Raw genomic sequence first — 10,842 nt, 5'->3', positions numbered from 1 at the left:
CAGAAGTTAGATAAAACTAACTAGAGGGGAGAAAAAATGCGCCCTCGGGCGCAGGGGGGGTGCGGTTCCCTAGGATACGAGCACGTTTTGCGCCTCGTTCTTGCGAAGCGACAACTCGAACCCGCGGACAGTCACCTCGATGGGATCTCCCAAAGGCGCCACCTTGCGCACGTAGATGTCAGTGCCCTTGGTGATGCCCATATCCATGATGCGGCGCTTGATGGCGCCCTCGCCCACCAGGCGGCGCACCGTCGCCGATTGCCCCACGGGCACATCGCGCAGGGTCTTATCCTCAGCCATGTTCTTCCTTTCTGTCCTCTCGGCGATTCCGGTTGATTGGGTCGGCACGACAACGCAGGCGCCCCGCGGCGTCCGTCATTGCGATCGCGCGACGACGCGAATGCCTCTTGACGCCCATCTTTGCGGGCGCGAACGGGCGTGCCTTCTTATGAAACGATGATCTTCGCGGCCACCGATTTATCGAGCGCCACACTCGCGCCCTTGATCTCCACGATGAAGTTTCCTGCCTGCTCGGAAACGACGGACACCTTCGCTCCCTCGACAAACCCGAGGTTCTCGAGATGATGGTGCACATCGCCCTTTCCCCGCACGCGGACAACTTGAGCGGCATCGCCGCGACGCAGGAACGTCAGCGGCATCGGCTGGCACGACGCGCCCGCGCTGCTGGCCCGGCAGACGGCGCTCTCCATAACCATCGCATTGCTCATGATGACTCCAATCAATGTTAGCTGCATGCAACATTGTATTGTAGCCAAAAGTTAGACTATGTAAACCCTAAAAGTTTGCTTTTTCATACTTTGTCACGTGAGCGCGAAACTCGCACAGTCCGCCTGAAACGCCCCTCCAAAGAGCGGGCGACGTGGTATCCTTTATCCCATCTGACCTCTTTGAAGAAGGATGATTCATGGCGCAACGCATCGATCGGGCCGCCTCGTTCGGCCAGAACCTGTACGTGGACACGCGTGGAGCAGCCGGCGAGCCGGTGCCTTTCACCCAAGCCGTCATCAACGGCCTGGCCCAAGGCGGCGGTCTCTACGTTCCCGAAGAGCTGCCGACGCTGAGCCTTGACGAGATCTGCGCTCTGGCGCGTCTCCCCTACGCCCAGCGGGCGGCCGCCATCTACAAGGCGTTCAACGTCGACCTGCCCGACGAGGCCATCGACGAGCTCATGGGCCGCGCCTATGGCGACAATTTCGACGATGAGGCCATCTGCCCTATTACCTCACTGGACGAGAGCACCCACATCCTGGAGCTGTGGCACGGGCCGACGAGTGCCTTCAAGGACATGGCCCTGCAGTGCCTGCCCCACTTCTTCTCGGCCAGCGCCGAGAAGCTGCGCGAGGAGGGAACGCTCGATCACGAGTTCATGATCCTCGTGGCCACCTCCGGCGACACCGGCAAGGCCGCCCTGGAGGGTTTCAAGGGCGTAGACGGCGTTTCCATCGGGGTGCTGTTCCCCGATGGCGGCGTGAGCGACATCCAGCGCAAGCAGATGGTCACCACCACCGGAGACAACGTGCAGGTGTGGGCCGTGCGCGGCAATTTCGACGACTGCCAGACCGGCGTCAAGCACGCCTTTGCCGACGAGAAGTTCGCCGAGAAGTTGCTGGACGAGTACCGCATCGCCCTTTCCAGCGCCAACTCCATCAACTGGGGGCGGCTGCTGCCTCAGGTGGTCTATTACATCTCCAGCTATGCCGAACTCGTGGCGGCGGGCAAGATCGAAGCCGGATGCCCCATCGACGTGTGCGTTCCCACGGGCAACTTCGGCAACATCCTGGCCGCTTGGTACGCCAAGCAAATCGGGGTGCCCATCGAGCGTCTGCTGTGCGCCAGCAACGACAACCGCGTGCTCACCGACTTCATCAACACCGGCACCTACGACATCTCCGACCGCGAGTTCATTCTTACCTCCTCTCCCTCGATGGACATTCTCGTCTCCTCCAACCTCGAGCGCCAGCTCTTCGAGCTCACGGGCCGCAATGGCGAGGCTATTCGCCAGTGGATGGCCGATCTGGCCGACGCCCGTTGCTTCCGCGTAGACGCCGAGACGTTCCGCCGCGTGCGGGAGAACTTCAGCGCCGATTCCGTGGACAACGCCACCTGTCTCGCCACCATCCGCGAAGTGCTCGACGCCCACGACTACCTGCTGGATCCCCACACCGCTGTGGCCTACGCCGCCGCTCAGAACCTGCGCGGCGAGAACCCCGTCCTCATCGCCTCCACGGCCCACTGGGCAAAATTCGGCAACAACGTCTACCGGGCGATTCACGGCATCGAGCCTTCTGGCGAGTTGCCCGCGGACGTGGCCGCGCTCACCGGTTGCGAGCTGAACAAGCTCATCGCCGAGGAAACGGACAAGCATCACATCCCCGCCGGACTTGCCAACCTGGATACAATGCAATTACGATTCACCGAAGTTATCGACAACGACGTCGAGGCCATCGAGGACGCCGCCGAGGCGTTCCTCACCCGCTAGGCCTCCCGGGAACGGAAGCGATGCCATCATGGGCCAGTTGAAGAACCTCTCCACCACCGTCCGCCTCACCGTGGCGAACCTCTCTTCCGAGAACAAGTCCGCCTTCGGACCGGGCATCGCCAAGCTCTGCCTGGGCGTGCGCGAGATGGGCTCCCTCAACGCGGCCGCCAAGGGCATGCGCATGGCCTACAGCAAGGCCTGGCGCATCATCAAAGACACTGAGGAGACACTCGACGTGCAGCTCCTCCTGCGCGACGGGGCTCACGGCTCCACGCTCACCGAGGACGGAAATCGCCTCCTCGATGCCTACCTGGCCATCGAGGAGCACCTCTCAGCCGAGGCCGATCGTCTCTTCAAGGAGATGACCCGCTAGACGGGCTCGATCTCTATGGTAAGCGAACTCCCCCGGGGCTGAAGCCCCTCGGAGCGCACGCGCAGACGCCAGCCAGGAACGCTCATCTCCTGGGCGGTGGGGGCGGCAGAACCGCCTTCGCCGCCTCTGCTGGCAGCGCACTCCCCTTCCCCTCCATCTACGGGCCAGGGCACTGCCTTCGCAGAGCGGGCCGCCTCGAGAGCCGGATCGCTGCCGAAACGGTACAGGCACCCGAAGCACGTATCCATGTCATCGAACAGGGTGCTCTCGCAAACTGGGCAGATTTTCATCGATGTCTCCTTCTCTTGGTTTCGTTCTTAACCGCTCCTCTGCCGCCCGACGTTTCCGGAGCGGCCTGAGTTCTTGCGAGAGCGGGCGCCCTCGGCTTTCTGCGTCGCGGAGCATCGGGGAGCAGGCACACATCGCCTCGGACGAACCAGGGCCCCGGCCGGGCAAAGCGCTCCACTACCGCCCAGGCTCGACCGCAACGCAGGCGCGCCCCCGGCAGCACGAGACGATGAACCGCTATCACCCGGCCCCTCCTGTCGAGAAAGGCAACGTCCAGAGGATGCCGCATCGTCAGCGTGTGCACATCGCGACAGCGCGGGAACACCATGACCGTAGAATCCGGCCTGCGTCCCGCCAATCCGCGCAACCGCAGAAGCGGGCTTGAAGCTACCACCCATCGGCCCTCGAACGGGGCCCGATCGCCATCCCTTACCGTGCAAAGGCGCGCAAACGCCGTTTTTGCGTCTCCCCTCATCCCATCGGCGCATTTACCTGAAGGACCACGCATAGCACGTCGCCCACCCATGTGCAGCTGAGTGCGAGCCATGAGCACCGCCCTCCTTCCTTGACTCCCGTCCATACTCCTTCTTGGCCGCTGGCTACCAGTGCCCACCCGCGTCCCTCCAGCTCGCCAACGAGGCGATCGGGCAGGCCGTCCCCCTCCTCAACGAAGGAGACCACCGACCAGTCGTCGTTGGCCCGCAGCTCCTCGCGACCGTCCACATCAACCACTTCCTCGGCGAACCAGTTGGGGGCCTCCCACGCCGCGCGCAGACCGACGTCGGGCTCAAGCTCCCCTGGCGCCCCGGGCAGCATGGCCTCCCCCATCGGTTGCCCCAAAGCCAGAGCGAGCAGGGGGGCCAGGACAAGCGCGAGGGCACACCCGAATCGACGGCGCCATGTCTTCCCGGCACCCATCAGAGCAGCACCCCCGGCCGATAGGCGTCCACCGTCAGATCGACTTCGTGGACGAGCCTCGGAAGCGAGACACCGAACACCTCGTCTTTAAGCCCCAGCCCGAAAAGCGTAGGGGCAAAGGAGAGACGTCCGCAATAGCGCTGATAGGAGCCTGCCCGCCCCTGAACCGTTACCTCGATTGCCAGGTTGGAAGTACCCAAAGCCCCCTCCAGCTCGCTTTCCACAAGAGCGGCCACCTCGGCCGGCCCCTGGCCCGCATCGGGCGACGGAGCATAGGCGCAGATGGCTTGACGGGCCAGCTGGTCAAAAGCCGCGCATGCCTCGAAAAACGACAGCGCGTTCACGACGATGACGGCGAGCACAATGGCCACGGGAAGGACGACAGCCAGCTCGACGGTAGCCTGACCCGCATCCCCGCGCTCCTTTCGCAGAACGTCCATAGCTCACTCCCATCTCTCGAGATACGTCGGAGCGCCGACGATGTTGCGCAGGGCTGCGAAAGCGCCATCGACAAGTCCGGTCGCTCCTTCGGCCAAGGTGGCGGGGAGGGTCACCGTCAACGGAACCGAGACCCCTGTCAGAGGAATCTCGACAACCGCAAGGGTGATCTCCAGGGAGGCCAAGCGCTGATAGGCCTCGTCGCTCACCCGCTCCGCTAGCAAACCGAGGGCATCGCTGGAGGCCTCGGGGCGCGCCAATGCCTGCTCGCGCAGAGAGAGGTACCGGGCTGACCAGTCGCCGCCGCCAGCGCGCGCCACGGCTTCCGTACCGGCAAGAACTGGCTTGAGGGGAGCCGTGTCGGCCGGCTCGAGGCCCACCGCCTCGAGCCCTTCGCGAAGGCCATTGGCGGCCCACTCTCCCAATCCCGTCGAGCCGGCGAGCGGTATGCCCGAAAGCACGGCCTCCACCCCGTTTTTCAACCCTTCGGTGCCGCTGCTATAGGCCTCCAGGACGCCGGCCCATCCGTCCAGCACCAAACCGCCGACGCCGGAGAGAGCAGAGCCCGACCCCGACAGATCGTCGAGCAAGTCGCCTATCACCGACGCCTCCTCGCCCTCGTCCCGGATGAGCGTCGCCGCCGACACCGCGGCCCGAGTGCCCAGCGTGCCCGAGGGCGCAAAAGCGCTCTCGAAGGCGGTCGGCTCCGACGTTCCCGTCGAGACGACGAAGGCGATGCACCCCGCCGCTCCGGGAGGATCCGCTTTAATGCGGAAGGCGCCCGCATCACCGAGCGCGGCCAGAACCTCGTTCAAAAGGCCCTCCGCCTTGCCCTTCGCCGCGCGACTCAACGGCTCAGCATCCGCTCTCGCCTTCTGGTAGTCGGCAGCAGCCTGGGCGACGGCGTCGTAGTGGTACTCGAACCCGTTGTCAATGGAGGTGGAGGCCGAGGCCACCGATCCTAAGGCGCTCGCTGTGAACTTGCAGGCAGGGCAGGTTTCGAAGGAACCGGACTCCCACTCCTCGGCCGACCCGTAATAGTCCACGAGCCCCGCCTCCGGGCAGCCGTCCCAGGCATGCATCACCGGCAGCTCTCCATCGACGGCCACCGGATAGACGGGCTCGGTATACAGCCGCGTGGCCCGCATCTGCTCGATGTTCCGCGGAAAGCGGGGGAACGACGCTGAGAAGCTGTCGGCCGTCTCGTGGACGAAGGCCTCGCGCAGCTCGCTTATGGCATAGGCGTAGAATCGCTTGCGCAGGGCGCTGCGGGCCTGCTCCTCGGCAGAGTCCGAGCCAGGACGCTCGCTCAGCAGCCTCTCGCGGTAATAGACTCGCGCCCGTTCGAGAGGCACGGAGAACGACCAACTGTCCACCGAGGCGAACAGAGGGTTATCGGCACCGCTCAGCCCTGCGAGGCGCCCCGCGCGCTCGTACATGCAATAGGACGGATTGTCGCCGCAGTCGCGGGCGAAACCCCGAGCCCGGGCTTCCTCGGCGGCACGCGCCGCCTCCTCGGCCCGGGACGCCGCCTCGGCAAGCTCGCCCTTGCCCGCTTCCACGGCCTCCTCCATGGACTCCTCGACCGCGCTCGCCCCTGACGCAATAGACGATCCCTCGCCGGGCAGCAGCAGGGCCATGGCCGCATAGCCGCTCCCCTCACCATTGGCCGCCGCCACCGCCGCACCGTTGGCCGCCGCGAGAAACGGCAGCGCCCGCTGCAGCGCCTCCAGCCCCTCGCAGGCCTTCTGGGAGAACGCGTCGCGCGCCTTGATCACTTTCTGACCGGCCGAAACGAGCTGGCTGCCCAACTCCGCCGCCGGCGGGACGCACAGGGCGACGACGCCGGCCCCGTACGCAATGTCACCCAGAAGCGTGAGTGACAGCACGGCGGCATCGGCCACGCGCACGGCCACCATGAACTCGGCCACGGGGTTTAAGGCCGCGCATGCGGCGGCATCGGCCACCTCCTGCACCTCGGCACCAGCGGCGTGGATGCGGTACACCTGAGCCGCTGAGAACAGCAGCGACAGAGTGACGAGCAGCGCCACGGCCATGCCGGCCGTCGTCGAGCCCTCCTCGTCGCGGAATATCGACTTATCCTTCATGGCGCCATTCACCTGCCTTTCCATTGACGCTCGCGCCATTCAATGATTCCTGAGCCCACGAGGCGCGCGTCGGCGCCGTCGCCGTCACCTCCACCACCAAGTTGCCCCGCTCGTTCACCATCCCGAGCAGCGTCGCCCCTCCATCCAGCAGGGGAAGCGGCCTCACCTCCGTCCGCACGGTCACCCGCGCGACATCCGCCGCACCGCCGCCCTCGCAACGCACCTCCCATGTGCAGCCGGAGTCATGCACATGGAAGACGTCGAGGGGCGGGATCGCCCCCAAGCGGCGGCGCACGTACTCCTCGCAGGTCGCCGCATCGCCGTCGCTCGTCGCCAGAAGCCGGCAGCCCTCGGCCGCCGCACCGGCCATGACCATGCGGTCGTACAGCACGATGCCCGGCTGTACGAGCAGAAGAACGAGCAAGAAAACCACCGGCAGGGCCACGGCGGCCTCCACCGTCGACTGGCCGCGCGCATCGCGGGCCCTCGCACCCATCCGCCCCATTGCCTCGCACCTCCTTAAAACACGAGCACATCGGCGATCCACGTGGCCGCCCCAGCGAGATGATGCGACGCCGAGGCGAGCCCGTGATCGACGAAAAGCCCTTGGGACAAGGCCCGCCAGAGCGCCGCCCCGGCAACAATCACGCATAGGAAAGCCACCGTGACGATGGCGTACTCCACCGTGCCCTGACCGCACTCGTTCCCTAAAGGCTGTTTATTCCCGAGGCGATGGCGTCCCAGAGCTCTTGCAGCTTTGGCCGGAACAGGGTGATGGCGATGATGGCAATGACCACGAGCACCCCGACGAGAATGGCGTACTCGGTCGTCCCCTGGCCGCGCGTGTCCACCAAGCGCGAGCGCACCGCGGCGCACCACGCGCGTGTGCGCCGATCGACCGCCTCCCGCGCACCCGCTACTTTTCCCACAACGGATTCGAGCCTCTTCATGTCGCACTTCCTTTCTCGTTCGTTTCATCTTCAAAAGCCCCCCGCCAATTCCAGGAGCACCGGCCCCAGCACGAGCATGAGCATGGCGGGCAGGATGAGCACGCCGGTGGGAACCATCATCTTCACCGGCGCCTTCGCCACCGCCTCCTGGCGACGCGCCTTGTATCCGCTGCGAGCCTCCCGCGCCGCGTCCTCCAAGTTGTCGGCCATAGTCGCGCCGAAGCGCAGGGAGCGCACAATGTTCTCGATCACCCGGGCGAGCAGCGGGGAGGCGTAGGAGTCGGCCACCTCGCGCAGCGCCTCCGGCCGCGATGCCAGGCCGCAGGCCCATTGGCGCTGGGCGCTTCGGAACGCATCGGCCAACTGCGTGCGGAAATACCCGGTGTACAAATCGAGGCTGCGGTCGAAGGACATTCCGCTGCGCATGCCGAGCGCCACCACGTCGAGCATCTCGGACAAGTCGCATTCCATGGCCTCGGCTCGCCGGCAACTTCGCCGCTTCACCGCCCAGGGCAACGCCCTCCACCCGGCGGCGGCGCCGATGACAGCGAGCAGAACCGCCAGCTCGGTCGTCGCCGTCAGCCCCACTGCACCGCCGAGAACCGCGCCGCCGAGCATCAGGCGCACTCGCGCCTCCCCATAGCCCGCAGGCGACAGCGCGCCGCCAAGACCGGCTGCGGCCAAGCGACGGTCAGGCAAGGGCCGCTCCCGTAGAGACGACGGCGACAGGAAGCGGAACAGCGGACTTCGGGCCCGCTGGGACAGCTCCACCGCATAGGCGACTATCCGCGCATCCACTCCTTCTTCCCCGACCGCTGCGGCACGGCCGGCCTGGAGCGCGGACGACCCTTCCACCACCGCCGCGCGATGACGGATGCGACGCCGCCATGCCCCGACGATGCGCGAGGCCATACCTCCGAGCAGCGCCGCCGAGCCGACCGCAACGACCGCCGCCGCTCCCTGCGCCCAACTTACATCCATCACGACCGCCTCCCGCCCGCGTCCAGCATCCGATGCACCAAGACGACGCCGGCCACCTGCATGACCAGAGCCGCCGCCAGAAGAGCCATACCCGCCATGCTCTCGAAGAACGGCGAGAGGAAACCGGGGCTCATAAGCGAGAACAGGGCGATAAGCACGAACGGCATCGCCGTGACGATGCGCGCCGACAGCTGGGCCTGGGCCGTCTGCACCTTGAGAGAGCGAGCGAGGTCGATCTCGCTTTCCACCGACTCCCGGGCCGCATCGAGCACCGCCGCAAGACTGCCGCCGCTCTGATGCTGCACGTCCAGGGCAACGGCCACGAAAGCGAGTTCCGGCACATCGGTCCGCTGACGAAACAGCGCCAGTGCCTCCGAGGCCGTGCCCCCCGTCTGAAGCACCAGGGCCGCCGAGAGGAACAACTCGCCCAAAGGACCCTTCATCTCCGAGCCCGTCTGTTCCAGCGTCTGCATGAGGGAGAGCCCCGCCCGAAAGCACACGCCCAACGAGCGCAGCGCATCGGGAATCTCGTCTCTCAAGGCGGCCTCGCGCCGTTCTGCATCGCTCTTCACCGCAGCGCAGAGCGCCACCAGGGCGCACCCCGCCACCGCCGCCCCGAATACCGGCGATGCGGCCACCACCCAGCAGGCGACAAGCAAGGCAAGGCAAACGCCCAGAACCAGCGAGAGCAAGGCGTCGGACGTCGAGGCATAGCCCCGCTGCTCCAAGGCCATCCGCGCCCACAGGACATAGCGCCGCACCGGCTCGCGGCGCAGGAGCGCCTCGGCGACCGGCCGCAAGCCCGACACCCCGTGGCGCAAGCGCCAAGCAAGCCCGGGGTGGGCGGCTCCCCGACCACCTTCGGCCGCAAGGGCCCAGGTACGGCGAAGGCGCTCGTGCCGGATCGTCGCAAGCCGCGCGACCAGATACCCCGCCGCCCCCGACGAGACTACGCCGACTGCCGCAAGTCCAACGACCGCATCCATGTCTTCACCTCCCGTCTGTCCGCCAGGCCCATGGGAGCCAGCCGGTCGACCCACTGCGGATAGTCCAGCCAAAAGCCCGCTTCCTGGCCCACTTCCCACCGGTACAGCGTGCGAACGACGCAGCGGCGGCGCCCGTGGTCGAAGGACACCTCGGCGATCTCGGAGATGCAGCGGGCGCCCCCAGGACGGCGCGCCGTCTGCACGATCAGATCTAAAGCGTTGCCGATCTGCGCCTCGATGGCATCGGGAGGCAGCTCCACGGCGAACCGCACCATGGTCACCAGGCGCTCCACCGCCTCGCGCGGGGCGTTGGCATGCAGCGTCGTCAGCGATCCGTCGTGGCCCGTGTTCATGGCCTGCAGCATGTCGATGGCCTCGTCGGAGCGGCATTCGCCCACGATGATGCGATCGGGCCTCATGCGCAGGGCGTTCACCACCAACTCCCGTATGGTCACCTCGCCGGTGCCTTCGGCGTTGGGCGCCCGGGCTTCCAAGCGCACCACGTGGGGGTGCTCGTCGAACTTCAATTCGGCGGCATCCTCGATGGTGATGACGCGCTCCTCGTGGGAGATATGGCAGGAAAGGGCGTTCAAGAGCGTCGTCTTGCCGCTGCCCGTGCCACCGGAAACCGCAATGGAACGGCGCGACCCCACAGCCCAAATGAGAAACTGCTCTACCGTCTCGTCGAACGAACCTCTCGCTTTCAGCTCGGCCAGCGTCATGACGCGCCGCGTGAAGGCGCGAATGGTGAGCAGCGGCCCATTGAGGGAGAGCGGCGGCAGCACCGCGTTGACGCGATGGCCCTGGGGCAAGCGGGCGCTGGCCATGGGCGACGATTCGTCGACCCGCCGGCCCAAAGGGCCTAAAATGCGATCGATGAGCGCCCGCACCTGCTCGTCGCTCTCGAAGCTCACGCTCGCTCGGGACAGGCGGCCGTCGCGCTCTATGTACACGCTGTCCGTTCCGTTGACCATGATCTCAGTCACCGTCTCGTCGGCAATCAGATCCTCCAGCGGCCCGAGCCCGAACACCGTGCTGATCAGGCCCTCCACCAAGTCGCGGAACACCGCGGGCGCAAGCGCCTTCCACGGATCTCGCGTCGAGAGCCTCCGGCAGGCGGCCCGGATCTCGTTGCGCGCCCGCTCCGGGCTGTCGACGGCGATGAGCGCGACCCTATCCAGGGGAACCAGCTCGCCCACGGCCATCCGCAAGGACTCGAGCCCCGTTGCCACGCGCTCATCGTCTTGCTGATCGCGGGCGTCTTCCGCCACGCGAACCCATTCCAGAAGAGACATTTCCT

The 10,842-nt window shown here is 66.3% G+C and carries 15 protein-coding genes; 2 read left to right on the top strand and 13 right to left on the bottom strand.

Annotation, left to right across the window (positions count from 1 at the left end; translation table 11 throughout):
* Positions 1-69: 69 nt before the first annotated feature.
* Complete coding sequence (locus NE591_RS01380) at positions 70-300, bottom strand: ferrous iron transport protein A (RefSeq protein WP_161127584.1); 231 nt, start codon at positions 298-300, stop codon at positions 70-72.
* A 146-nt stretch (positions 301-446) separates the two neighbouring features.
* Positions 447-728, bottom strand: a complete 282-nt coding sequence (locus NE591_RS01375) for a FeoA family protein (RefSeq protein ID WP_225885503.1) — start codon at positions 726-728, stop codon at positions 447-449.
* A gap of 197 nt (positions 729-925) precedes the next feature.
* Here NE591_RS01375 and thrC point away from each other — a divergent pair, with 197 nt between their 5' ends.
* A complete protein-coding gene (gene thrC / locus NE591_RS01370; protein ID WP_161127583.1) occupies positions 926-2,500 on the top strand; it encodes a threonine synthase in 1,575 nt (524 codons plus the stop codon).
* A 28-nt stretch (positions 2,501-2,528) separates the two neighbouring features.
* Positions 2,529-2,873 (top strand): winged helix-turn-helix domain-containing protein, encoded by a 345-nt coding sequence (locus NE591_RS01365; RefSeq protein WP_161127582.1) that lies wholly within the window; start codon positions 2,529-2,531, stop codon positions 2,871-2,873.
* On the opposite strand, the gene NE591_RS01360 is transcribed toward NE591_RS01365, so the two are convergent.
* The 11 genes from NE591_RS01360 to NE591_RS01310 form a co-directional block, all read right to left on the bottom strand.
* Positions 2,870-3,163, bottom strand: coding sequence for a hypothetical protein (locus NE591_RS01360; protein WP_022740659.1), 294 nt, complete (start codon positions 3,161-3,163; stop codon positions 2,870-2,872). The two genes, NE591_RS01365 and NE591_RS01360, sit on opposite strands and share 4 nt — an antisense overlap.
* Positions 3,160-3,636, bottom strand: a complete 477-nt coding sequence (locus NE591_RS01355) for a DUF192 domain-containing protein (RefSeq protein ID WP_084280629.1) — start codon at positions 3,634-3,636, stop codon at positions 3,160-3,162. The genes NE591_RS01360 and NE591_RS01355 overlap by 4 nt, the downstream gene beginning before the upstream one ends.
* Complete coding sequence (locus NE591_RS01350) at positions 3,633-3,977, bottom strand: hypothetical protein (protein WP_256156231.1); 345 nt, start codon at positions 3,975-3,977, stop codon at positions 3,633-3,635. Before NE591_RS01350 ends, NE591_RS01355 begins: the two co-directional genes overlap by 4 nt.
* A 101-nt stretch (positions 3,978-4,078) precedes the next feature.
* Positions 4,079-4,519, bottom strand: coding sequence for a hypothetical protein (locus NE591_RS01345; protein WP_022740661.1), 441 nt, complete (start codon positions 4,517-4,519; stop codon positions 4,079-4,081).
* 3 nt (positions 4,520-4,522) lie between these two features.
* Positions 4,523-6,625, bottom strand: a complete 2,103-nt coding sequence (locus tag NE591_RS01340; RefSeq protein WP_114539463.1) for a molybdenum cofactor biosynthesis enzyme — start codon at positions 6,623-6,625, stop codon at positions 4,523-4,525.
* Positions 6,615-7,130, bottom strand: a complete 516-nt coding sequence (locus NE591_RS01335; protein WP_232325605.1) for a TadE/TadG family type IV pilus assembly protein — start codon at positions 7,128-7,130, stop codon at positions 6,615-6,617. Before NE591_RS01335 ends, NE591_RS01340 begins: the two co-directional genes overlap by 11 nt.
* A 14-nt stretch (positions 7,131-7,144) precedes the next feature.
* A complete protein-coding gene (locus NE591_RS01330) occupies positions 7,145-7,309 on the bottom strand; it encodes a hypothetical protein (RefSeq protein ID WP_241520668.1) in 165 nt (54 codons plus the stop codon).
* A 23-nt stretch (positions 7,310-7,332) separates the two neighbouring features.
* Complete coding sequence (locus tag NE591_RS01325; protein WP_222705434.1) at positions 7,333-7,575, bottom strand: class III signal peptide-containing protein; 243 nt, start codon at positions 7,573-7,575, stop codon at positions 7,333-7,335.
* A 30-nt stretch (positions 7,576-7,605) separates the two neighbouring features.
* Positions 7,606-8,556 carry a type II secretion system F family protein gene (locus tag NE591_RS01320; RefSeq protein WP_232325621.1) on the bottom strand — a complete coding sequence of 317 codons (951 nt, stop codon included), beginning with the start codon at positions 8,554-8,556 and terminating at the stop codon, positions 7,606-7,608.
* Positions 8,556-9,542 carry a type II secretion system F family protein gene (locus NE591_RS01315; protein WP_114539465.1) on the bottom strand — a complete coding sequence of 329 codons (987 nt, stop codon included), beginning with the start codon at positions 9,540-9,542 and terminating at the stop codon, positions 8,556-8,558. Before NE591_RS01315 ends, NE591_RS01320 begins: the two co-directional genes overlap by 1 nt.
* Complete coding sequence (locus NE591_RS01310; RefSeq protein ID WP_114539466.1) at positions 9,506-10,837, bottom strand: CpaF family protein; 1,332 nt, start codon at positions 10,835-10,837, stop codon at positions 9,506-9,508. Before NE591_RS01310 ends, NE591_RS01315 begins: the two co-directional genes overlap by 37 nt.
* Positions 10,838-10,842 lie beyond the last annotated feature (5 nt).

It is taken from the genome of Adlercreutzia sp. DFI.6.23 (assembly GCF_024462535.1).
In the GTDB taxonomy this organism is placed as follows: domain Bacteria; phylum Actinomycetota; class Coriobacteriia; order Coriobacteriales; family Eggerthellaceae; genus Adlercreutzia; species Adlercreutzia rubneri.
The sequence above is the reverse complement of the archived record's forward strand: the minus strand, read 5'-3'. Positions and strand labels throughout refer to the sequence as shown.

Excerpts from the sequence above, each read along its gene's own strand:
- NE591_RS01340 (WP_114539463.1), bottom strand. The coding sequence starts at position 6,625 with ATGAAGGATAAGTCGATATTCCGCGACGAGGAGGGCTCGACGACGGCC.
- NE591_RS01350 (WP_256156231.1), bottom strand. The coding sequence starts at position 3,977 with ATGCTGCCCGGGGCGCCAGGGGAGCTTGAGCCCGACGTCGGTCTGCGC.
- NE591_RS01355 (WP_084280629.1), bottom strand. The coding sequence starts at position 3,636 with ATGAGGGGAGACGCAAAAACGGCGTTTGCGCGCCTTTGCACGGTAAGG.
- NE591_RS01320 (WP_232325621.1), bottom strand. The coding sequence starts at position 8,556 with ATGGATGTAAGTTGGGCGCAGGGAGCGGCGGCGGTCGTTGCGGTCGGC.
- NE591_RS01325 (WP_222705434.1), bottom strand. The coding sequence starts at position 7,575 with ATGAAGAGGCTCGAATCCGTTGTGGGAAAAGTAGCGGGTGCGCGGGAG.
- NE591_RS01365 (WP_161127582.1), top strand. The coding sequence starts at position 2,529 with ATGGGCCAGTTGAAGAACCTCTCCACCACCGTCCGCCTCACCGTGGCG.
- NE591_RS01380 (WP_161127584.1), bottom strand. The coding sequence starts at position 300 with ATGGCTGAGGATAAGACCCTGCGCGATGTGCCCGTGGGGCAATCGGCG.
- NE591_RS01375 (WP_225885503.1), bottom strand. The coding sequence starts at position 728 with ATGAGCAATGCGATGGTTATGGAGAGCGCCGTCTGCCGGGCCAGCAGC.
- NE591_RS01345 (WP_022740661.1), bottom strand. The coding sequence starts at position 4,519 with ATGGACGTTCTGCGAAAGGAGCGCGGGGATGCGGGTCAGGCTACCGTC.
- thrC (WP_161127583.1), top strand. The coding sequence starts at position 926 with ATGGCGCAACGCATCGATCGGGCCGCCTCGTTCGGCCAGAACCTGTAC.
- NE591_RS01335 (WP_232325605.1), bottom strand. The coding sequence starts at position 7,130 with ATGGGGCGGATGGGTGCGAGGGCCCGCGATGCGCGCGGCCAGTCGACG.
- NE591_RS01315 (WP_114539465.1), bottom strand. The coding sequence starts at position 9,542 with ATGGATGCGGTCGTTGGACTTGCGGCAGTCGGCGTAGTCTCGTCGGGG.
- NE591_RS01360 (WP_022740659.1), bottom strand. The coding sequence starts at position 3,163 with ATGAAAATCTGCCCAGTTTGCGAGAGCACCCTGTTCGATGACATGGAT.
- NE591_RS01310 (WP_114539466.1), bottom strand. The coding sequence starts at position 10,837 with ATGTCTCTTCTGGAATGGGTTCGCGTGGCGGAAGACGCCCGCGATCAG.